The 20,630-nt window shown below is 71.3% G+C and carries 19 protein-coding genes and 1 pseudogene; 7 read left to right on the top strand and 13 right to left on the bottom strand.

Annotated features, from left to right (window positions below; genetic code table 11):
* Positions 1-197 precede the first annotated feature (197 nt).
* The 3 genes from OG738_RS11715 to OG738_RS11705 are packed head-to-tail and all read left to right on the top strand — an operon-like array spanning position 198 to position 3,186.
* Positions 198-1,397, top strand: a complete 1,200-nt coding sequence (locus OG738_RS11715; protein ID WP_329053561.1) for an AI-2E family transporter — start codon at positions 198-200, stop codon at positions 1,395-1,397.
* Complete coding sequence (gene macS / locus OG738_RS11710; protein ID WP_329053560.1) at positions 1,394-2,530, top strand: MacS family sensor histidine kinase; 1,137 nt, start codon at positions 1,394-1,396, stop codon at positions 2,528-2,530. The genes OG738_RS11715 and macS overlap by 4 nt, the downstream gene beginning before the upstream one ends.
* Positions 2,527-3,186 (top strand): response regulator transcription factor, encoded by a 660-nt coding sequence (locus OG738_RS11705; RefSeq protein ID WP_329053559.1) that lies wholly within the window; start codon positions 2,527-2,529, stop codon positions 3,184-3,186. Before macS ends, OG738_RS11705 begins: the two co-directional genes overlap by 4 nt.
* Here OG738_RS11705 and OG738_RS11700 read toward each other — a convergent pair whose 3' ends face one another.
* Positions 3,187-4,215: a hypothetical protein gene (locus OG738_RS11700; protein ID WP_329053557.1), complete on the bottom strand. Its 1,029-nt coding sequence runs from the start codon at positions 4,213-4,215 to the stop codon at positions 3,187-3,189.
* 96 nt (positions 4,216-4,311) lie between these two features.
* Here OG738_RS11700 and OG738_RS11695 point away from each other — a divergent pair, with 96 nt between their 5' ends.
* Positions 4,312-4,977: a DUF1707 SHOCT-like domain-containing protein gene (locus OG738_RS11695; RefSeq protein WP_329053556.1), complete on the top strand. Its 666-nt coding sequence runs from the start codon at positions 4,312-4,314 to the stop codon at positions 4,975-4,977.
* Positions 4,978-5,048: 71 nt separating this feature from the next.
* Here the strand turns inward: OG738_RS11695 and OG738_RS11690 are convergent, their stop codons facing one another.
* The 7 genes from OG738_RS11690 to OG738_RS11660 form a co-directional block, all read right to left on the bottom strand.
* Complete coding sequence (locus tag OG738_RS11690) at positions 5,049-6,482, bottom strand: MFS transporter (protein WP_329053554.1); 1,434 nt, start codon at positions 6,480-6,482, stop codon at positions 5,049-5,051.
* A gap of 467 nt (positions 6,483-6,949) precedes the next feature.
* On the bottom strand, positions 6,950-8,617 hold the full coding sequence (gene ptsP / locus OG738_RS11685; protein ID WP_329053553.1) for a phosphoenolpyruvate--protein phosphotransferase: 1,668 nt from the start codon (positions 8,615-8,617) through the stop codon (positions 6,950-6,952).
* Positions 8,610-9,347 (bottom strand): hypothetical protein, encoded by a 738-nt coding sequence (locus OG738_RS11680; RefSeq protein WP_329053552.1) that lies wholly within the window; start codon positions 9,345-9,347, stop codon positions 8,610-8,612. Before OG738_RS11680 ends, ptsP begins: the two co-directional genes overlap by 8 nt.
* 26 nt (positions 9,348-9,373) lie before the next feature.
* The gene (locus tag OG738_RS11675) at positions 9,374-10,243 is read right to left on the bottom strand and encodes a ribokinase (protein ID WP_329053551.1); all 870 of its coding nucleotides are present in this window, start codon (positions 10,241-10,243) and stop codon (positions 9,374-9,376) included.
* A gap of 301 nt (positions 10,244-10,544) precedes the next feature.
* Positions 10,545-11,426, bottom strand: coding sequence for a hypothetical protein (locus OG738_RS11670; RefSeq protein ID WP_329053550.1), 882 nt, complete (start codon positions 11,424-11,426; stop codon positions 10,545-10,547).
* Between the two features lie 152 nt (positions 11,427-11,578).
* Complete coding sequence (locus OG738_RS11665; RefSeq protein ID WP_329053548.1) at positions 11,579-11,743, bottom strand: hypothetical protein; 165 nt, start codon at positions 11,741-11,743, stop codon at positions 11,579-11,581.
* A 172-nt stretch (positions 11,744-11,915) separates the two neighbouring features.
* On the bottom strand, positions 11,916-12,248 hold the full coding sequence (locus OG738_RS11660) for a hypothetical protein (protein WP_329053546.1): 333 nt from the start codon (positions 12,246-12,248) through the stop codon (positions 11,916-11,918).
* A 319-nt stretch (positions 12,249-12,567) separates the two neighbouring features.
* Between OG738_RS11660 and OG738_RS11655 the strand changes: the two genes are divergently transcribed.
* A complete protein-coding gene (locus OG738_RS11655; RefSeq protein WP_329053544.1) occupies positions 12,568-13,305 on the top strand; it encodes a TetR/AcrR family transcriptional regulator in 738 nt (245 codons plus the stop codon).
* Here OG738_RS11655 and OG738_RS11650 read toward each other — a convergent pair.
* The 4 genes and pseudogenes from OG738_RS11650 to OG738_RS11640 form a co-directional block, all read right to left on the bottom strand.
* Positions 13,302-13,550 (bottom strand): annotated as a pseudogene (locus OG738_RS11650) (SDR family oxidoreductase); the annotation flags it as partial. The gene OG738_RS11655 and the pseudogene OG738_RS11650 overlap by 4 nt on opposite strands.
* Positions 13,547-13,654: an SDR family NAD(P)-dependent oxidoreductase gene (locus OG738_RS44655; RefSeq protein WP_442875890.1), complete on the bottom strand. Its 108-nt coding sequence runs from the start codon at positions 13,652-13,654 to the stop codon at positions 13,547-13,549. The gene OG738_RS44655 and the pseudogene OG738_RS11650, both read right to left, overlap by 4 nt.
* Before the next feature lie 90 nt (positions 13,655-13,744).
* Positions 13,745-16,585 carry a leucine--tRNA ligase gene (gene leuS / locus OG738_RS11645; RefSeq protein ID WP_329053543.1) on the bottom strand — a complete coding sequence of 947 codons (2,841 nt, stop codon included), beginning with the start codon at positions 16,583-16,585 and terminating at the stop codon, positions 13,745-13,747.
* Positions 16,586-16,740: 155 nt separating this feature from the next.
* A complete protein-coding gene (locus OG738_RS11640) occupies positions 16,741-17,901 on the bottom strand; it encodes an esterase-like activity of phytase family protein (protein ID WP_329053542.1) in 1,161 nt (386 codons plus the stop codon).
* A gap of 66 nt (positions 17,902-17,967) precedes the next feature.
* Here OG738_RS11640 and OG738_RS11635 point away from each other — a divergent pair, with 66 nt between their 5' ends.
* Positions 17,968-18,387 carry an SdpI family protein gene (locus tag OG738_RS11635; RefSeq protein WP_284743462.1) on the top strand — a complete coding sequence of 140 codons (420 nt, stop codon included), beginning with the start codon at positions 17,968-17,970 and terminating at the stop codon, positions 18,385-18,387.
* On the opposite strand, the gene OG738_RS11630 is transcribed toward OG738_RS11635, so the two are convergent.
* On the bottom strand, positions 18,384-18,965 hold the full coding sequence (locus OG738_RS11630) for a YqgE/AlgH family protein (protein ID WP_329053540.1): 582 nt from the start codon (positions 18,963-18,965) through the stop codon (positions 18,384-18,386). The two genes, OG738_RS11635 and OG738_RS11630, sit on opposite strands and share 4 nt — an antisense overlap.
* 276 nt (positions 18,966-19,241) lie before the next feature.
* Between OG738_RS11630 and OG738_RS11625 the strand changes: the two genes are divergently transcribed.
* Complete coding sequence (locus OG738_RS11625) at positions 19,242-20,534, top strand: MFS transporter (RefSeq protein WP_329053539.1); 1,293 nt, start codon at positions 19,242-19,244, stop codon at positions 20,532-20,534.
* Positions 20,535-20,630: the final 96 nt, after the last annotated feature.

The following is a 20,630-nucleotide window of genomic DNA, read 5'->3' as shown; positions in this document are numbered from 1 at the left end:
CAACATTGCGTTGCGGAAGCGACCTAACCAAACCGGCGGCGGCCCGCGCATCCTCGACACGGCTTGATGCCCCCATCGTGTGAACGACACACTGTGTAGCCCGGTCTGACGGCGGGTGATCACCCCTGGCAGCGAACGGTGCCGACGCGGCCGCGGGAAAGCGGCCGAATCGGACGTCCAGCCAGTACGGTGTGCCAGTGAGCCACGCGCGACGCGAAGATCCATTCCTGCCGGAGCACGAGGACATCACCGGGCTGATTCCCCGGGGCCTGCGCATCAGCGCGGCATTGGCGTGGCGGTTCATCGTGGTGGTCGCCGCGCTGTACGCCGTGCTCTGGGTGATCGGCTACCTGTCCGTCGTCATCATCCCGCTGTCCATCGCCCTGCTGCTGTCCGCGCTGCTCGCACCGGCGGTGCAGAAGCTGGTCGCGGTGCGGTTCCCGCGCGGGCTGGCGACGGCGATCGTGCTGATCGCCGGGCTGGCGGTGCTCGGCGGGCTGCTGACGTTCGTCATCACGCAGTTCTCCTCCGGCCTGCCGCAGCTGCAGAAGCAGCTGAACGACAGCCTCAACCAGATCAAGGAGTGGCTGCTCAACGGGCCGCCGCACCTGCGCCAGGAGCAGATCCAGGACTTCATCAACCAGGCGATCGGGTTCATCCAGAACAACCAGGCGTCCATCACGACGACCGCGCTGACCACGGCGAGCACCGTCGGCGAAATCCTCACCGGGTTCCTGCTGACGCTGTTCATCACGATCTTCTTCCTCAGCGGCGGCGAAGGCATCTGGACGTTCCTGGTCCGCGCGGTGCCCCGGCGGGTCCGCAACCGCGTGGACGTCGCCGGGCGCCGCGGGTTCGCGTCGCTGGTCAGCTACGTGCGCGCGACGGCGGCCGTGGCCGTGGTCGACGCCGTCGGCATCGGCATCGGGCTGTGGATCATGGGCGTCCCCCTGGTGATCCCGCTGGCCACGCTGGTGTTCATCGGCGCGTTCATCCCGATCATCGGCGCCGTGATCACCGGCGGCGTCGCCGTGCTGGTCGCCCTGGTGACGAACGGCTTCATCGGCGCGGTGATCGTGCTGGCCATCGTGATCGGCGTGATGCAGCTGGAAAGCCACGTCCTGCAGCCGCTGCTGCTGGGCCGCGCGGTGAAGCTGCACCCGCTGGCCGTGGTGCTGGCCATCACCGCCGGCCTGGTCGCGGCCGGGATCCCCGGCGCGCTGCTGGCCGTGCCGCTGCTGGCGGTGCTCAACGCCGGCGTCCGGTCGCTGCTGCACGAGACCGACCCGGACCCGGCCGAGGTGAACGTCCTCACGGACCAGGCCGCGCAGCCGAACGACGCCGAGCCGGGGTCCGGCAACGCGGAAGTGCCGACGCGCGGCGACGAAGACGAATGACCTCGGCGCGGACGCCCGACCCGGTCACGCCGATGTGGCGTGGCGTGCTCGCGTTCCGCCTGCTCACCTGGGCGTTCGCCGCCGGTACCGTGATCATCCAAAGTGGACACTACGAGCGCGAGTGGCTGGCCTGGACCGTCCTCGGCGTGATGGCGCTGTGGTCGGTGGTCAGCAGCTTCCTCTACCTGCGCGAGCGGACGCGGCCGCCGGCGCTGGTGGTCTTCGACCTCGTGCTCACCACCGCGTTGCTGCTGACCTCGCCGTGGGTGCTGTCCGACGCGCAGTTCGCCGCGGACGTCCCGCTCATCACGACGGTGTGGGCGGCCGTGCCACCGGTCGCCGCGGGCGCGCGCTTCGGCGCCGGCGGCGGCGTGCTGGCCGGGCTGCTCCTCGGGGTGGCGACCGGGCTCGCGCGGGAGAAGTTCGACCTGGACGTCGCCCGCGACGGCGTCCTGCTCGCCGCGGCCGGGCTGCTGGTCGGCATGGCCGCGACGATGGGCCGCCGGTCCGCGGCGCGGCTGGAGCAGGCTCTGCGGAAGGAAGCGGCGACGGCCGAGCGGGAGCGGCTGGCCCGCTCGATCCACGACAGCGTGCTGCAGGTGCTCGCCCGGGTCCGCAAGCGCGGCAACGAGGTCGGTGGCGAAGCGGCCGAACTGGCGAAGCTGGCCGGCGAGCAGGAGATCGCGCTGCGGTCGCTGGTGACGACCGAGCCGCCGGCGCCGAACGACAGCGGCACGGCGAGCCTGCGCGCCGCGCTGCAGCTGCTCGCGACGTCGTCGGTGCAGGTCTCGACGCCGGCGGACGACGTCGAGCTGCCGGCCCACGTCACCGACGAGCTGGTCGCGGTAACCCGCGAAGCGCTCTCGAACGTGGAGAAGCACGCGGGCCCCGAAGCGCGGGCGTGGGTGCTGCTGGAAGACCTCGGCGGCGAGGTCGTGGTGAGCATCCGCGACGACGGACCGGGCATTCCGGACGGCGTTCTCGAGCGAGCGGCCGCGGCCGGGCACCTCGGCGTGGTGGAATCCATCCGGGGGAGGGTGCGCGACCTCGGCGGGAGCGCGACCCTCGACACCGGGCCCGGCCGGGGCACGGAGTGGGAGGTCAGGGTGCCGAGCACGAGAGGTGCAGGATGAGCGAGGAGCCGCGGATCTCCGTGATGGTGGTCGACGACCACCCGATCTGGCGTGACGGGGTGGCGCGTGACCTGACCGAAAACGGCTTCGACGTGCGGGCGACCGCCCCAAACGCGGACGCCGCCGTGCGGATCGCGCGCACTGTCCTGCCGGACGTCGTGCTGATGGACCTCAACCTCGGCACCACCTCCGGCGTCGACGCGACCCGCGAGATCACGTCGGCGCTGCCGTCGACGAAGGTGCTCGTGCTGTCCGCGAGCGGCGAGCACAAGGACGTCCTGGAGGCGGTGAAGGCCGGCGCGTCCGGCTACCTGGTCAAGTCGGCGTCCGCGGCGGAGCTGGTGGACGCGGTGCACCGGACCGCGGCCGGCGACCCCGTGTTCACCGCGGGCCTGGCCGGGCTGGTGCTCGGCGAGTACCGGCGGATGGCCGACGCGCCGGCCGAAGGCGCCGAGCCGCCACGCCTGACCGAGCGCGAGACCGACGTCCTGCGCCTGGTCGCGAAGGGGCTGACCGCGCGGCAGATCGCCGAACGGCTCGTGCTGTCGCACCGCACGGTGGAGAACCACGTGCAGTCGACGCTGCGGAAGCTGCAGCTGCACAACCGCGTCGAGCTGGCCCGGTACGCGATCGAACACGGCCTCGACGGGGAGTAGCTACGGCAGCACGGCGAAGCCGGACCAGTCGCTCGTCGGCAGCTTCGCTCGGCCCAGCCGCCACACCGGCTCTCCCGGGTGCCAGGCGGCGAGGACGCCGTCGGCCAGCACGAGGTCACCCGAGCCGGACCAGTCGAAGCCGCCACCGCGCTTGAGGTGCTCGGTGACGAACGGCATCGCGGCGACGTGCTCCCAGTCCGGTCCGTCCAGGCGCAGCAGCCAGAGGTCACGGGTCTGGGTGCTGGTGCCGCGGAAGGCGGGGTTGGCGAAGTCGACGGCCCAGATGCCGCCGTCGCGGGAGGGCACGACAGTGGGCGTCCTGGCGACCACCGGTCGGCTGAGCTGCCGCCGGCTGTTCTCCCGCAGGTCGACGAGGGTGAACTCGGTGAGGCCGTCGAGGAGCATCCGGTCGCCGGCGACGCCGAGGATGCGCGGCGCCTGCTGCACCGTGCGGCCGGTCTCCGGGTCGATCAGCGCGTCGGTCGACTCGGCGACACCGGCGTTGATGGTGATCAGCAGGCCGTGCGGGGTCCCGACGCGCACCTGGGTGCGGCAGCTGGCGGACTGGCCGTGGCCGAGCTCGCCGCCGGAGAGGGAGACACGCTGCAGCCGGCAGGTGTCGGGCGCGTCCTGCCGGATGACCCACACGCTCTCGCCGTCGACGGCGGGTGCCACCGACCAGGCGCGGCCGAGGGAGCGCGGCGGGCTCGCGGGGCCGGTGTAGACGAGGGCTTCGAAGGGGCCGTCGCTGCCGGTGCCCGTCGGGTAGGCCGTCAGGACGGCGTGCGTCCCGACCCGGAGCACGCTCATCCCCAGGTCGCCGCCGGGGTAGCCGGGCGGGGTGGCGACGGCTCCGCGGTCGGCGTCGAACAGGGTCGGGCCGGTGGTGGGGACGAGGGCGGTGACGCCGATGCCGCCGGTCGCCGGCACCCCGGTGAGGCCCTCCGGCAGGGTCGGCGGGGCGGTCGGCGGCGCGGTCGTGACGCTCGGGCTCGGTGGCGGCGGGTCGCTCGTGCACCCGGCCAGCACGACCAGCGCCGCGCACAGGGCGGCGCCGCGGAATCCGGGTCCGTTCAGGGTTTTCCCCCGATCTCCCTGGTGAAATCCGGTTCTACCATCATGGGCATGGGCGAGGAAGAGACCGCGGCGGCGGAACCGGTGACCGAAACCAAGCCGTTGAGCGAGCGCGATCTTCGGGTGTCCGACGACGAGCGCGAGCACGTCGTCGGGGTACTGCAGAAGGCGATCGGCCGGGGCATGATCGACCTGGACGAGTTCACCGAGCGCACCGACCGCGCGCTGGCGTCCCGGACCCGCGGCGAGCTGAACGCCGTGCTGGCCGACCTCGCCGGGCTCTACCACCCGGCGGCCGCCATGGCCGCCGCGCCGTCGTACGCGCCGCCGCCGGCGGGCTACGGCGGTTACTCGCCCGGGCACCGGTTCGAGCTCAACGCGAAGTACTCGTCGCTGGTCCGCAGCGGGCCGTGGGTGGTGCCGCCCGAGATGGTCGTGCGGAACAAGTACGGCTCGACGAAGCTCGACTTCACCGAGGCCCAGGTGCAGTCGCCGGTGGTGCACATCGAGCTGGACGCCAAGTGGGGCTCGGTCGAGGTGATCATCCCCGAGCACGCGGCGATCGACGTCAACTCGATCACCGACGTCAAGTTCGGCTCGCTCGAGGACAAGACGCGCAGCAACGGGCACCTGGGAAACCCGCGCTTCGTGCTGAGCGGCCGGGTCCACGGCGGCTCGCTGGTCATCCGGCACCCGCGGCGCGGGCTGTTCGGCTAGCCGGGGTCCCTCTGCCCCCGCGTCAAGAAGGCCTCCTCACCCAGGCATCGGGTGAGGAGGCCTTCGCGCTTTCAGGCGCCCCGGAGGTTCCGCGCGACGAACCAGACGAGGACCGCGAACGCGGCGGCGGCGAGCCCGGCGACGACGTGCAGCCCGCTGGGAAGACCGTGCACCCGGGCGACGGCGTTGCCCAGGGTCCCGACGGTCGCGATGCCGAAGGCGTAGCCGAACTCGTTGACGGTCTGGGCCAGCGAAGCGGCGGCGCCGGCCTTGCGCTGCGGAACCGAGCCGACGACGAGATCGGTGCCCAGCGCGACCATCGGCCCGACTCCCGTCGACGTCACGGCGAACCCGAGCGCGAGCCACGCCGGCCCGGCCGCGGGCTCGACGAGCGCGAGGATCACCATGCCGGCCGCGGCGAGGGCGACCCCACCGGCGATCAGGACGTTCACCTTCACCCGGCGCGCGAGAACGGGCGCGACGAGGAAGCTGACGGTCGAGGCGGCCATCCCGGGCAGCAGCCCGAGCGCGGCGCCGACCGGCGAAAGGTGCTGCGCGACCTGCAGGAACTGCGCGCCGAACAGCATCGTGGTGCCGCCGAGCATGCTGAACAGGAGCATCCCGCCGAGCGCGGTGCGGAACGCCTTCGCGGAGAAGAGGCTGAAGTCGACCAGAGGGTCCTTCAGGGCGCGTTGCCGCTTCACGAAGACGTACCCGACGGCCAGGCCGGCGGCGAGAGCGACCACGGGAACGGGGTGGACGCCGTCGCGAGCCAGTTCCTTGACGCCGTAGACGGCGGGCAGGATGGCGGCGAGCGAGAGCGCGACGCTGGGGAAGTCGAGCCGTCCGGCCTGCTCGTCGCGGTACTCGGGCAGCAGCTTCGGGCCGATGGCGAGCAGCAGGACCATGGCGGGCACGCCGAGCAGGAAGACCGAGCCCCACCAGAAGTGCTCGAGGAGGAAGCCGCCGACCATCGGGCCGATGATGGCGCCGACGGTGAAGCAGCCGGCCCAGATCCCGATGGCCTGGGCGCGCTGCTGCGGGTTCTTGAAGAGGGTCCCGATGAGCGAAAGCGTCGACGGAGCGAGCGTCGCCCCCGCGACCCCGAGCACGGCCCGTGCGGCGATGAGCATGCCGGGACTGGTGGAGAAGGCGGCGACGACGGAAGCGATCCCGAAGGCGGCGGCCCCGATCAGCAGCAGCTTCCGGCGGCCGATCCGGTCGCCGAGGGTCCCCATGGTGACCATGAACCCGGCGACCATGAAACCGTAGGTGTCCATGATCCACAGCTGCTGGGTGCCATCGGCGTGCAGGCTCGCGGCGAGCTTCGGCAGCGCGAGAACGAGGACGAAGACGTCGAGCGAGACGAGCAGAGTGGGCAGGGCGAGCACGGCGAGGCCGACCCACTCCCGGCGCCCGGCCCTCGCCGTCTCGGCCGTCTCGGCCGGTCCAGCCGGTCCAGCCGGTCCAGCCGGTCCGGCCGGCGCTTCGGCGGTGATGGTCATGGCTGCTTCCTCTCGGCTCGGTGGTGCTCTCACCACTCCGTCGAGCGAGCGACCCCGAAATCGACAGCCGGCGTTCTTTTGGCCGGAAAGCCGTGAAGGCCGCCTGGTCGCGGCGGCCTTCACGGCGTTGCGTCAGGTTGTCCACACCCCTCGTGCATTGGGGACAACTCCGCGCGTTCAGGTTCGCACAGATCAGCACCGTCGGTGATGACCGATAGACTGAAAGTGGGGGGCGCCCCTGCGGGAGCGGGGATTTGGCCCAAGTCCGCCGCTCGCGCGGGCAGGTACGGCTGCCGAGCGGGGCAGCGAGATTTCCTGCCCGGCCCTCACCCCCATGCGGCCGGGCTGCCGGGCTGCCGCGGATCGCCGAAGCCGCGGATCACCTGCCGGCCGCGGTCAGGAGCGAGCCGCAGTCAGGGCCACCCGCGCGGCGTCAGGAACCAGCCGCCGGTCAGGGCCAGCCACTCTCAGGGGCGAGCCGCCGCGCGGGCTGCCGCTGGGTCCGAGGTTGCCAACGCCGCCTCTGCGAGCGCCTCGCACTCCGCGAGCGTCGTCGAAGCCAGGCTCGCGCCGACTGTGCGGATCGCCGGGGCGTTCATCGACAGGCTCGTCAGGCCGAGACCCGCCAGGACCAGCGCCAGCCGCGGGTCCGCCGCCGCTTCGCCGCACACGCCCGCCGGCTTGCCCGTTGCCTTGGCCGCGTCGCCGATCAGCTTCAGGAGGCGTAGCAGGCCCGGCTGCCACGGGTCGTTGAGCTTCGCCACCGCGCCGAGCTGGCGGTCGGCCGCGAACGTGTACTGCGCCAGGTCGTTCGTGCCCACCGAGACGAAGTCGACCGCTTCCAGGATCTCGCGGGCGCTCAGCGCCGCCGCCGGGATCTCGATCATCACGCCCGCCCGGGCGATGCCCGCCGCGCGAACCCGCTCGGCGAACCAAGTCGCTTCGGAGACCGTCGCGACCATCGGGGCCATCACCGAGACCTCGGCGCCCGAATCCTCCGCCGCGCCCGCGATCGCCTCGAGCTGGCGGTCCAGGATCTCGGGACGGTCGAACGCCACGCGCAGCCCGCGCACTCCGAGCGCCGGGTTCGGCTCGGCTTCCGGCGAAAGGAACGCCAGCGGCTTGTCGGCGCCCGCGTCCAACGTCCGCACGATCACCGGCTTGCCGCGGAACGGCGAAAGCACCGCCGTGTACGCCGCGCGCTGCTCGGCCACCGACGGTTCGTCCGAAGCGTCCAGGTAGCAGAACTCGGTGCGGAACAGGCCGACACCCTCGGCGCCCGCGTCGGCCGCGGCCTGGGCGTCGGCCGGGGAACCGACGTTGCCGTAGACCTTCACGCGGTGACCGTCGGACGTCGAGCCCGTGCCGTTCCACTCGGCCAGCTGCGCCACCGTCGCCGTCACAACCGGTGCCGACGGGTCCGCGACCTCGACCGTGCCCGCGTCGCCGTCGACCGCAAGCGCTTGCGCGTCCAGCTTCAGCAGTCCGCGCACCGCGACGACGGCCGGGATGCCCAGCGCTCGCGCGAGGATCGCGGTGTGACTCGTCGGGCCGCCTTCCTCGGTGACCAGGGCGAGCACCTTCGCCGGGTCGAGGCCCGCGGTGTCGGCCGGGGCGAGGTCGCGCGCGACCAGCACGCTCGGCGACGCCAGCTCGGGCACCCCCGGCGGCGCGATGCCGAGCAGCTCGGCGATCAGCCGGTCGCGCACGTCGCGGACATCGCGGACGCGCTCCGCCATGTACCCGCCCGCGGCGGCCAGCGCTTCGGCGAAGCCTTCCGCGGCCTGGTACACGGCTCGTGCGGCGGGCAGCCCCTGCGTCTTGACCAGCTGTTCGGCCTGCGACGCGAGCGCCGGGTCGGCCGCCATCGCGGCGGTGGTGATGAGGATCGTCGCGGCCTCGCCGGTGGCGGTCTCGGCCTGCTTCTCGAGCCGGCCGGCGACGATCGCGGCGGCGGGCTGGATCCGGGCGGCTTCGGCGGCGGGATCGGCCGGGGCCGGAGTGGCGGCGGGCTCACCGAGCGGCTCCGCGACGCGGACGACGGGACCACTCGCGCGGCCGGGGCTGACGGCGACCCCGGACAGAGACTCCGCCGACGTGCGCTTCTCAGCGGAGGCGGCATCAAGCTCAGACATGGTCTAGACCATAGCTCAAGTAGGTCTGGATATCTCGTGGTGGCGGGCACAAGCCTCGCTGACGCACCTGTTCGAGCACCGGCCGGACCTCCTCGTGCCACCAGGCTTCGGCCAGTTCGCCGCGGCTGCGCACCGGCCGTCCGGCCAGCATACGGCGGAAACCCCAGGCCTCGGCCGAGTCGGCGAGCCGGAACCAGTCGACCAGGTCGTCGAGCCAGAGCCCGAGGCGGACGTCGTCCGGCAGCGGGACGCGCTCGAGGAACATCCGCTCGGCGCTCTTCGACGGCAGGTCCGCGAGCGTCAGGCAGCGCAGCGCGCAGGCGACCGTGCTGATCCAGCGCACTCGCGCGCGGATGGTCGTGGCACCGCGGGCGCGCGCGATGGCGACGCGGTGGTGGCCGTCGTCGACGAAGAACATGTCGGACAGGCGTACGAGCCGTACCGGCGGCAGGTCGGCCGACGTCCGCGTGAGGCGCTCCCAGCGATCACGCAGCGCCCGGTTGCGCGGCCGGAACTCACGGTCGAAGTCGCCGGCGCGGGCGACCGTGCCGACGATGCCCTCCAGCGGGACGTCGTAGACGCCTTCGTCGACTTCGGTCTGCTTGCCGAGCGCCTTCAGGGTTTCGTCGAGCGGCATGATCGCGAGGCGGTCGGGCCGACGCGCGTCCGCGATCGCCCTCAGCTGAGCGGCGTAGCCACGCCACCAGGCCGAACCGAACGAATCGCCCATGTGAGGTGCAACACGCGGCCGGATGATCATTCCCCCAGGTCGGCGGCGGTCGGGTAGGACGGCTGCGCGCCGTGCCGCGTCACGCTGAAGGCCGCGACGCGCACCGCGCGCTGAGCCGCGGAGACGAGGTCGGCCCCGTCGGCGAGGGACGCCGCGAGCGCGCCCGCGAAGGCGTCCCCGGCACCGGTGGTGTCGACGGCCTCGACCTTCGGCGACTCGACCTCGGTCGTGCCGTCCTTCGCCACCACGACCGCACCCGCCGCGCCGAGCGTGACGACGGCGGCACGCGGCCCGAGGTCCAGCAGCTTCCGGAAGTCCGCGCCGGGCCCGGTGAGCCAGGCGGCTTCGTGTTCGTTGACCAGCAGGACGTCGAGCCTGGCCAGCGTCTCCGGGGCGAGCTTCGCCGCCGGCGACAGGTTCAGCAGCACCTTGACGCCGTGTTCGGCGGCCCGCGCGACCGCGTGCTCGACGGTCGGCAGCGGCACCTCGAGCGAGGCGACCATGATCTCGACCCCGTCGAAGACGGCGTCGACGTCGCCGGGCTCGACGCTCGAGTTGGCGCCGGGGGAGACGAGGATGGCGTTCTCGCCGTCCGGGGTGACGGTGATGTAGGCGATGCCGGTCGGCCGCTCACTGGTCCGGACCAACCCGGTGTCGACGCCCGCGGCGCGCAGCGAATCGAGCAATAGCCGACCGTAGGAATCGTCCCCGACGGCACCGAGGAGTGCGACGTCCGCCCCGAGCCGTCCCGCGGCGACCGCCGTGTTGGCGCCCTTGCCACCCGGCGAGACCACGGTGTCGCCGCCCAGCACCGTCTCGCCGCCGCCCGGCCGCCGGTCGACCGCGACGACGAGGTCGGCATTGGCGGATCCCACAACGAGGACGTCGGAGTTCATCCCCGCACTGTGCCACGAAACCCGTCCGGCCAGGTCGGGAAGGGTACGCAAGAGGAAAGTGAAGGTTTTTGTAACTTATCCGGCGTTGAGTGCGACAATCATGCGAGCAGCGGATGCCCGTCACTCGATCGGGGGATGTGATTCCCCCGGCCGTCACTTCACGGACCGGTCCCGCTCTCCTGGTGCGTCATCACGCGAGACGTGGTGGCGTTGCCCCAACCGGCGCCAGCCGGGCAGGGCATCGGGTCGCCGGCGCCGATCACGTAGCCCCCCGAGTGATCGGCGTCGGCGGCGCCCCTGCTCAGCCGACGGTCAGCCGCACGCCGCCGGGGAGCACGTCGCCGATCTGCGCGTCGAATTCCTTCGACGCCGTCGCGCTCAGCGCAAGCGGCAGCCGGTACCAGCCGTCGTCCTGCCGCAGCCGCTCGAGATCCGGGCGCGTGAGCGGGAAGTCGTCGTTCGCCGGGCGGAACTCGAGCAGTCGCGTCGGCGTCCGCAGCTCGGCGATTTCCGGCCTGGAAACGACGATCCGCCGGTAGTAGGTCGTCCAGCGGATCCCGGCGGCCGACAGCGTCAGGGTGACGCGGTGCTTCCGGGCACGGCTCTGCCGTTCCCCGAGCTCCAACCACGTCGTAGCGCCGAAGACGACCACGAAGACGACGATGCACGCCGTGCGGACCTCGCGCGGGCCGAATTCGATCGCGGCGCCGAGTCCCAGCTCGATCATCAGGGCGAACAGCTGAACCCAGCGCAGCAGCACCCGGTTCCACGCGTTCACGTGGATCTCGACGGCACCGGTCGGTTCGAGGGGCGGCGGAACCCAGTCCGGCACGGCTGCCGGGATCGGCGGTGGTGCGGGCACCTGCGGGGCGGCGACGCGCTCGACCTCGACGCCGATGTGCTTCGCCAGCGCCTCGCGCACCCGCGGGACTTCCGGTTCGTACAGCCGGATCCCCGCCACCACGTAATCCCCGCGGCCGAGGGGGACCAGGCTCTGGTGCCGGCTTTCGAACCCGTCCCGAGCCGGGGCGAGCACGATCTGGCGGCCGCCGTGCTTCTCCGTGCTCTCGACGACCGACGCCGCGCCCAGCTCGTCCCACCGCACGGCCCAGACGACCCCGCCGATCACCCGCGAGATCCCGGCTGCGTCGATGACCAGCTCGTCACGGACCGGCTTGCGCACCGACCGAACGCGGCGTTCACCAGGCCCTCGGTCCAGTTGCCGTCGGCGACGGCGGCGCCCGCGTCCAGGAAGTCCTGGACGAGACCCGCACCTTCCCAAACCTTGCAGTCGTCCGCCGCGTCCGTCTTGATCAACGGGTTTTCGGCCACCGCTCAGTCCTCCACCTTGAACAGGTCCTTGAACTCCGTCTCGTCGGCTTCCTTCAGCTGCTGCCAGAGCTGGATGCGGGTCGAATGGTCGTACGACGACGTCGACGCCGATTCGATCGCGATCTCCGCCACCTGCTGGGCGACGGCACAGATCGCGGCGAGCGGCATGCCGAGCGGCCGAACGCCTCAGGGTGCTCGGTCGACTGGGCGGCCTCCTTGCAGCGGTCGATCCGGTCGGTGATCGCCTCGATGTGCGCGCGGTGCTCCCGCAGCTCCTGCGGATCGACCGCGAAGCCGGGGCCAGCTGGTCCGGCCATGGTTCCCCTCCCTCGTCCGCGCTTCAGCGCAGGTAATCGCCGTCGCTGAAGTAGTCGTCGTCACGGCCGTCGTCGGCCGACGGGCGCGGTGCGCGCGGCGGCTCCGGTGGCGGCTGGCGGACCTCTTCCGGCACGAACCGGTCGCCGTCGTTGCGCAGCGGAGCCGGCGGGGCGGCGAACCCTTCCGGTGCGGGCGCCGGGAACGCCTGCTCGAGGCGGCTGACCAGCTCGTTCAGCACTTCCGGGCCGACCGGGTCGGTGACGCCGGCCCGCACCGCCGCGGCGAGCCGGCTCTGCGCGGCCTTGACGGTGCGGAGGATTTCCTCGGCCAGGTCCGGCTTGTCGCGCACGCTCATGCCGATTTCGAGGCCGACGAGGTTGCCCGCGTGGTCGACCTCGGGTTTCGAAGTCCGCGATCAGCTGCTCAGGGTTCGACACGCGAACCTCCCCCGTTCACGTCAGTAGCCGTACGGCGACCGAGTGTGGCACACGGCACCGACAGTCGCGGGCGGTTCGGCTCTTCGTGCCGGGCGGCCCGCTCGGCGCCGTCGCGGGCGCGGAGTGGCGGAAGCCGTGTCGAGCACTCTCGAGGCGCGGGCCTGAGCTGCACCTTTTCGTTACGGCGGAGATCGCGTTGATGCAGGAGTTGTCGTAGCAAGCACCTAGACTGTTCGGATGAGCCACCCCACGCGGAGGGGTCGCGCGCGTGCGGCTACCGAACAGGACATCCGGCGGACCGCCCGGAAGCTGCTCGTCGAGCAGGGGCCGGAGGCGGTCACGCTGCGTGCCATCGCTCGGGAGCTGGGGATCACCGCGCCCGCGCTCTACCGGTACTACGAGTCGCGGGACGACCTCGTCGAGAACCTGCGGCTGGACGTCTGCGCCGACCTCGCCGACGAGCTCGCCGGGGACATCGCCGACCTGCCCGACGACGGTATTCTGCAGCTCTTCGCGATCTGCAAGGGCTTCCGGCGCTGGGCGCTCACCCACACGAAGGAATTCACGCTCGTCTTCGCCTCGCCGACCGGCGGGGTCGGATCGACGGCCGGCAGTGCGTTGAGCCGGGTCGACGAGCCCTTCGGACGCATCTTCCTGGCCGCCGCCGGGCGGGTGCTCGCGCGGACCGACATCGTGCTGCCGTCCGCCAGCGGGGTGCCCGACGAGCTGCGGGACGACCTCAAGACGTTCCAGGAGTCCCTGGTCGCCGTGCTCGCCGAGTCCGACCGGGCCGTGCCGGTGGAGAAGATCGACCTCGGCGTGACGTACCTGATGATCCAGTTCTGGGCCCGGCTCTACGGGCACGTCACGCTCGAGGTCTTCGGCAACTACCCGATCCCGATGTCCAAGCCGGACGTCCTGTTCGAGGCCATGCTCATCGACCTCGCCCGGGAGATCGGGCTCTACTCCGGCTAAGCCGCGTGGCCGCCGTCCACCGAAAGCACCGCCGCCGTCACGTACGCGCTGCTCGGCGCAGCCAGGTAGGACACCGCGGACGCCACTTCCGACGGCGTGCCGTAGCGGTCGAACGCCGTCATCGCGGCCTGGTCGGCCGCGTACGGGCCGTCGGCCGGGTTCATGTCCGTGTCCGTCGGACCCGGGTGGACCAGGTTGACCGTGATGCCGCGCGGGCCCAGCTCACGCGCCAACGCCCTGGTCAGGTCAGCGCGACGTCCGCGCCGTCCTCGGCGAGCCGCAGTGCCGTGGCCGCGCCGATGCCGCGGCTGCCGCCCGTCACCAGCGCCACCTTGCCGTCGAGGGTCATCCCCGGTTCTCCTTTGATCGAGCCGTTTTCATTGACTGCTCAATCAAATCGGGAACCCGCGGAAAGCACCGGCGGCTTTCCGACAGCGTGCTACAGGACGATGTTGACCAGCCGCCCCGGCACCACGATCACCTTGCGCGGCGAGCCCTCGCCGACCATCGCCGCGACCTTTTCGTCCGCCAGCGCCGCCGCCTGGACGTCGTCCGACGACGCGGAAGCCGGCACGGTGACGCGGGAGCGGACCTTGCCGTTGACCTGGATCGGGTACTCGACGGAGTCCTCGACCAGGTACTTCTCGTCGACCACCGGGAACGGGCCCTGCACCAGCGAATCCGCGTGGCCCAGCCGGTGCCACAGCTCCTCGGCCAGGTGCGGGGCCAGCGGCGCCAGCATCAGCACCAGCGGCTCGGCCAGCTCGCGTGGGGTCGACGCCGCGGCGCCGTACACCTTGGTGACGTGGTTGTTCAGCTCGATCAGCTTCGCGCCGGCCGTGTTGAACCGCATCTCCGCGTAGTCCTCGCGGACGCCCGCGATGGTCTTGTGCAGCACCTTGCGATCCGCCTCCGAAGCGTCCTCAGTGGACACTCGCAGCTCGCCGGTCGCCTCGTCGACGACCAGGCGCCACAGCCGCTGCAGGAACCGGTGCGCGCCCACGACGTCCTTGGTCGCCCACGGGCGCGACATGGCCAGCGGCCCCATCGCCATCTCGTAGAACCGGAACGTGTCGGCGCCGTAGTTCTCGGCCATCTCGTCCGGCGTGACGACGTTCTTCAGGCTCTTGCCCATCTTGCCGTACTCCTGGGTGACCTCTTCGCCGTTGAAGAAGTACTTCCCGTCGCGCTCCTCGACCTGCTCGGCCGGGACGTAGACACCGCGCGCGTCCGTGTACGCGTACGCCTCGATGTAGCCCTGGTTGAACAGCTTCCGGTACGGCTCCTTGGACGTCACGTGGCCCAGGTCGAACAGCACCTTGTGCCAGAACCGCGAGTACAGCAGGTGCAGCACCGCGTGCTCGACGCCGCCGACGTACAGGTCGACGCCGCCGGTGTCGTCCGCGCCGTGCTCACCCGGGCGCGGGCCCAACCAGTACGCCTCGTTCTCCGGCGCGCAGAACGTCTCCGTGTTCGTCGGGTCCACGTAGCGCAGCTGGTACCAGCACGAACCCGCCCAGTTCGGCATCGTGTTGATGTCGCGGCGGTAGGTCTTCGGGCCGTCGCCCAGGTCCAGCTCGACCTCGACCCAGTCGGTCGCGCGCGCCAGCGGCGACGACGGCATCGAGTCGCGGTCCTCCGGGTCGAACGTCACCGGCGAGTAGTCGGCGACCTCGGGCAGCTCGATCGGCAGCATCGACTCGGGCACGGCGTGGACTTCGCCGTCTTCGTCGTAGACGACCGGGAACGGCTCACCCCAGTAGCGCTGGCGTGAGAACAGCCAGTCGCGCAGCTTGAACTGGACGGTGCCGACACCGGTGCCGTCTTCGGCCAGCTTCTCGATGATCGTCTTCTTGGCCTCGGCGACGTCCATGCCGTCCAGGAAGCCCGAGTTGATCGCCGGTCCGTCACCCGTGTACGCCTTGCCGTCGAAACCTTCGGACGGCTGCACGGTCCGGATGATGTCCAGCCCGAACTTCTCGGCGAACTCCCAGTCGCGGACGTCCTGGCCGGGGACGGCCATGATCGCGCCGGTGCCGTAGCCCATCAGCACGTAGTCGGCGACGAAGATCGGAATCTGCTTGTCGTTGACCGGGTTCGTCGCGTACGCGCCGGTGAAGACGCCGGTCTTCTCCTTGTTCTCCTGCCGGTCCAGCTCGGACTTCCGCGACGCGGCGACGCGGTACTCCTTGATGGCGTCGGCGGGCGTCGCGGCGCCACCGGTCCACCGGGAGTCGACGTCCTCGGGCCACGTGGAAGCCGTCAGCTTGTCGACCAGCGGGTGTTCCGGCGCCAGCACCATGTACGTGGCGCCGAACAGCGTGTCCGGCCGGGTCGTGAAGACCTCGATCGCGTCTTCGCCGGCCTTGAACGTGACGCGCGCGCCGTGCGAGCGGCCGATCCAGTTCCGCTGCATGGACTTGACCTTCTCCGGCCAGTCCAGCAGGTCCAGGTCGTCGACCAGGCGATCGGCGTACGCGGTGATCCGCATCATCCACTGCCGCAGGTTGCGGCGGAAGACCGGGAAGTTGCCGCGTTCGCTGCGGCCGTCGGCGGTGACCTCTTCGTTCGACAGCACCGTGCCCAGGCCCGGGCACCAGTTGACCGGCGCTTCGGAGATGTACACCAGCCGGTGGTCGTCGATCACCTTCTTCCGCTCGACGGCGCTCAGCGCCGACCAGTCACGGCCGTCCGGCGTGGACCGCGAGCCGTCGGCGAAGGCGGCCTCCAGTTCGGCGATCGGGCGCGCCTTGCCCGCGTCGGTGTCGTACCAGGAGTTGAAGATCTGCAGGAAGATCCACTGGGTCCAGCGGTAGTACTCGGGGTCGATCGTGGAGATGCGCCGGCGTTCGTCGTGGCCCAGGCCCAGGCGCCGGATCTGGCGCAGGTAGGTCCGGATGTTCTCCTCGGTCGTCTTGCGCGGGTGCTGCCCGGTCTGGACCGCGTACTGCTCGGCCGGCAGGCCGAACGCGTCGAAGCCCATCGTGTGCAGCACGTTGCGCCCGATCATCCGGTGGTACCGGGCGAAGACGTCGGTGCTGATGAAGCCCAGCGGGTGCCCGACGTGCAGGCCGGAGCCCGACGGGTACGGGAACATGTCCTGGACGAACAGCTTGTCGCTGGGCACCGGCTGCCCCTCGACGGCGAGCGGCCCGACGGGGTTGGGCGCGTGGAAGGTGCCCTGGTCGGCCCAGTGGTCCTGCCACCGCTGCTCGATCTGACCCGCCAGCGCGGCCGTGTAGCGGTGCGCCGGGACGTCGGTCCCTGGTGTCTCGGTCATCGCCGTCTTCCTTCGTTTCAAGCTCGTCCAGAAACAACTCGACCCCTCAGCCACCAGGGCATGAGGGGTCGCCGCGCCGGCCGGGCCGGGCCCGGTCAGCGCGGCAGGCTAAGGAGCAGCCGAGCCGTGTTCATACCTTCATCGTAACTTGCTGGTCAAAGCCGTTCCGCGGGGACCGCCAGTGCGACGAACTGGGTGACCTGGGTGGCCGAGAAGTTGTTGTCGCTGACGATGATCAAGCTCCGCTCGCCGTTCGGCAGCTTCGGGCCCCACGTCATGCCCTCCAGGTTGTCCACAGTGGACAGCCCAAGGTCGGCGGCGTCGAAGAGCAGGCGCTTCTGCACCGGCTTGACGTTCTTCGCGTCGGCCAGGGACTTGACGTTCAGGACGTTCGTCGCGCCCTTCGTGTCGATCTCGTAGACGCGCACCTTGTTGCCGACGCCGGTGACGAACGAGCGCTCCATCATCAGGAACTTCGTCGGATCGGCCTGGTCCACGGCCAGCATCGAGGACACGCCGGTGGTGGCGAACGCGCCGGCCGGCACCGGTGACGCGAAAAGCGGCTCCTGCGGGTAGGCGTACTGCGCCAGCACCGGGCCGTAGCGACCCTGCAGCGTGATCCGCGAGACGCCACCGGTCGTGCGGGTCGATTCCGGGCCGTCCTGCAGCAGCGGCCCCTCGACGTCGCTGGCCAGCAGCGCGCCGAAGCCGGTGAAGGTGATGCCCTCGAGGACCAGGTTCTGGCGCGGGCCGGCCGTCGGCGTCATCTTCTCGTTCGCGGGGATCGGCAGGTCGCGGACGTATTCACCGTCGCGGCGCGCCTCGCGGATCGACGGGTCGATCAGCGTCGTCGCCGTCCGCTCGCCCTCCTGCGACCAGTAGTAGTCGCCGGTCCACGGGTCGACGCGCAGCTCTTCGGGGTCGATCGTCTGCTCGTTCTGCGGCTTCGACGGATCGTTCTGCGCAAGCGGCGGGTACGGCGTGCCGTCCGGGCGCAGCAGCGGCTTCGTGCCGGTGAAGGTGACCGGGCCGACGCCGTTCGCGGAGACCGGGAAGGTCGCCGTGTAGAAGCGGGCGGGGTTGATCGCCGACCGGTCGTCGCAGATCAGCGCGTAACCGCCGGTCCGCGGGTCGTAGTCGATGCTCGAGAGGCCGCCGACCGTCGTGCCCTGGAACTGCAGGGCGTTCGGGACGATCTGCTCGCCGAGCAACCGGACGGGCCGCTGGTGACTCTCGGTGGCACTCGCCGGCGCGGCGGCGAGAATTCCCCCGATCAGAGCAGCGACCAACACGGTGGGCAGTACACGCGGTGACATGGCCTGTAGCACAGTCGATCAGGGTATCCGGCAGGTTGCCAGGACGTCACGCTTATCCTTGACCCCGTGTTCGCTATCGCGCTGGTTCCGGTCGTGCTGGGTCTGCTCGTCGGCTTTGGTGGGTTCCTCGGTTTCCGTGAGCGCTTGACGCGCGAAGGCGGCACCGGTGTGCGCACGCAGGCCGCGTTGCGCAGCGAAGAAGCTTTCAAGCTGGCCAACCGCGTCGCGGCGCTGCCGACCATGGCCGGGGGTGCGATCTCCGTGCTCACCGGGCTGGCCGGGCTCGCGATGCCGACGACCGCCGGCCTGGTCTCCGCGGCGCTCGCCGGCGTGCTCGCCATGCTCGTCCTGGTCATGGGCGGCGGGGTGCTCGGCAACCGGGCCGCGCTGACGGTGCCCGCCCCGGCTCCGGCCGCGCCGGCCGGCTGCAGCGGCTGCGCGTGCGGCGCCGGCGGCTGCGGCGTCTTCAAGAAGGAAGACGCTTAATTCCTCTGGAGGTCGCCCGGGTGGGTGGCCAGCAGCGCGAGCGGGATGCCCTGGCGGCGCAGCACCTGGCTCCACAGGTCGCCGCTGGGCGAGGCCAGGATGTCGCTCGGCAGCGCGGGCACGATGACCCAGTCGTCCCGCTCGATCTCGCCGGCCAGCTGGCCCGAGTCCCAGCCCGCGTACCCGGCGAAGACGCGCACGCCGCGGACCTTCGGTACCAGCACCTCGGGGTCGGTGTCCAGATCGACGAGCGCGACCGGGCCGCGGACCGCGATCACCCCCGGCACGCTCGCCGCCGTCTCGCCGGTGCGCAGCGCGGCCAGGCACAGCGCCGTCTTCTTCTCGACCGGCCCGCCGACGAACACCGCCTGCGGCTCGGCGACGTGCCCGCCCCAGGTGGGCAGCACGTCGTGCACGGCGACGTCGCTTGGCCGGTTCAGGACCACGCCGAGCGTGCCTTCGTCTCGGTGATCGATGACGAACACGACGGTCCGCTTGAAGTTGGGGTCGACCATCGTGGGGGCGGCGACCAGGAGCGTTCCCGGCTCAACCTCGGCGTCCGCTGGCACGCGACCCATGATCTCACCTCTGGCCCGGCGAATTACTTCGGCTCGGGAACAATCGCCTCATCCGCCTCGTTTGAAACACTGGTCGGCGCACTCCGTGTCCCCCGGGCTCACTGAAGAACCGCCTTTGTGGAATACCGTCCGGCAGGAGCCACACTGCGCATAGCCGCCGAGAGGCGAGGCTGAGTGCGCCGGCCCCTCTTGCTCGACGGCTCCGCCGTCTTCGCTGATGCGCCGACGACCGAAGGTCTTGACCCGTGTCCCACGGCCGGGCCTTAATCTGGCTTCGTGACGATCAGCGCTCGAACGGCGACAACGCGCAGAGGGCCGCGGGAGCTGCTCAAGGACCCGGACTTCCGCCGTCTGCTCTTCACGCGCTTCGCCGCGAGCTGGGGTGACGGCGTCTTCCGCGCCGGTCTCGCCGGGGCCGTGCTCTTCAACCCTGAACGTGCCGCTGATCCGCTGGCCATCGCCGGTGGGTTCGCCGCGCTGCTGCTCCCGTACTCCGTCGTCGGACCCTTCGCCGGTGCCCTGCTGGACCGCTGGGACCGGCGCAAAGTCCTGATCTTCGCGAACCTCCTGCGCGGTCTGGCGATCGTCGCGGCGTCGGCCGCGGTCGGCTTCGGGTTCGGTGGGATCGGCCTGTTTTCGCTGGCTCTGGCCGCGGAAGGCATCTCACGCTTCATCGGCTCCGGGCTTTCGGCGTCGCTGCCGCACGTCGTCGAAGAGGAGAGCGTCGTGACGGCGAACGCCTTCGCCACGACGCTCGGCTCGGCGATCGCCGTCATCGGCGGCGGCTGCGCGATCGGGCTGCGCGCGCTCTTCGGCAGCAACGACGTCGGCTCGGCCGAGACCACGGCGTTCGCGGTGCTCGGCACCCTGGTCTCGGCGTTCATCGCGCGCGGGTTCGCGCGCGGGGTGCTCGGGCCGTCGGTGGTCGACGAACCGCCGAACCCCGTGCTGGCCGTCGCGCGCGGGCTGGCCGACGGTGCTCGCCACGCGTGGCGAGCACCCAGCGTCACGGCCGGGTTCCTCGCGCTTTTCGCGCACCGGGCGTCGTTCGGGGTGTCGCTGCTGGTCACCGTGCTGATGATGCGGAACTACTTCACCGACCACGGGGTCTTCCGCGCCGGTCTGCCCGGGCTCGGGCAGATGGCAGCGCTCGCCGGCGCCGGCATCCTGATCGCCGGGCTGCTGACCGCACGGCTGGTCCGGAAGTTCGGCCGCCTGCGCGCGGTGCTCGGTTCGCTGCTGGTGGCCGCGATCGCGCAGTCGGCGCTGGGCCTGCCGATGGTGCTGCCGCTGGCGCTGCTCGCGTCGTTCGTCATCACCGGCGCCGGGCAGGTGCTGAAGCTCTGCGTCGATTCGTCGATCCAGCTCGACGTCGCCGACGAAGCCCGCGGCCGGGTGTTCGCGCTGTACGACACGCTCTTCAACATCACGCAGGTGGCGGCGGTTTCGCTGGCCGCGCTGGTGGTCCCGGACGACGGCCGCTCGCCGGGCCTGCTCATCGCGGCGACGGCCTGCTACCTCCTCGGCGGAGCCGGGTACGCGGTCGCGCGGCGCCGTACGATTCGCTGAGGCAAACACCCGAACCGGTCACGGCCACTGCTCCATTGGCATTAGGGTGACGGCAAGTCATTAGTAGGTTCGAGGGACACCGGGGGCACCTGTGAC

Source organism: Amycolatopsis sp. NBC_01488, assembly GCF_036227105.1.
Lineage (GTDB): Bacteria > Actinomycetota > Actinomycetes > Mycobacteriales > Pseudonocardiaceae > Amycolatopsis.
Note: the sequence above shows the minus strand (reverse complement) of the source record. Positions and strands in the feature narration are given on the sequence as shown.

What these genes read in the sequence shown, in the direction of transcription:
- macS (WP_329053560.1), top strand. Translation starts at nt 1,394, where the DNA reads ATGACCTCGGCGCGGACGCCCGACCCGGTCACGCCGATGTGGCGTGGC.
- OG738_RS11705 (WP_329053559.1), top strand. Translation starts at nt 2,527, where the DNA reads ATGAGCGAGGAGCCGCGGATCTCCGTGATGGTGGTCGACGACCACCCG.
- OG738_RS11695 (WP_329053556.1), top strand. Translation starts at nt 4,312, where the DNA reads ATGGGCGAGGAAGAGACCGCGGCGGCGGAACCGGTGACCGAAACCAAG.
- OG738_RS11690 (WP_329053554.1), bottom strand. Translation starts at nt 6,482, where the DNA reads ATGACCATCACCGCCGAAGCGCCGGCCGGACCGGCTGGACCGGCTGGA.
- ptsP (WP_329053553.1), bottom strand. Translation starts at nt 8,617, where the DNA reads ATGTCTGAGCTTGATGCCGCCTCCGCTGAGAAGCGCACGTCGGCGGAG.
- OG738_RS11680 (WP_329053552.1), bottom strand. Translation starts at nt 9,347, where the DNA reads ATGGGCGATTCGTTCGGTTCGGCCTGGTGGCGTGGCTACGCCGCTCAG.
- OG738_RS11675 (WP_329053551.1), bottom strand. Translation starts at nt 10,243, where the DNA reads ATGAACTCCGACGTCCTCGTTGTGGGATCCGCCAATGCCGACCTCGTC.
- OG738_RS11665 (WP_329053548.1), bottom strand. Translation starts at nt 11,743, where the DNA reads ATGCCGCTCGCCGCGATCTGTGCCGTCGCCCAGCAGGTGGCGGAGATC.
- OG738_RS11660 (WP_329053546.1), bottom strand. Translation starts at nt 12,248, where the DNA reads ATGAGCGTGCGCGACAAGCCGGACCTGGCCGAGGAAATCCTCCGCACC.
- OG738_RS11655 (WP_329053544.1), top strand. Translation starts at nt 12,568, where the DNA reads ATGAGCCACCCCACGCGGAGGGGTCGCGCGCGTGCGGCTACCGAACAG.
- OG738_RS44655 (WP_442875890.1), bottom strand. Translation starts at nt 13,654, where the DNA reads ATGACCCTCGACGGCAAGGTGGCGCTGGTGACGGGCGGCAGCCGCGGC.
- leuS (WP_329053543.1), bottom strand. Translation starts at nt 16,585, where the DNA reads ATGACCGAGACACCAGGGACCGACGTCCCGGCGCACCGCTACACGGCC.
- OG738_RS11640 (WP_329053542.1), bottom strand. Translation starts at nt 17,901, where the DNA reads ATGTCACCGCGTGTACTGCCCACCGTGTTGGTCGCTGCTCTGATCGGG.
- OG738_RS11630 (WP_329053540.1), bottom strand. Translation starts at nt 18,965, where the DNA reads ATGGGTCGCGTGCCAGCGGACGCCGAGGTTGAGCCGGGAACGCTCCTG.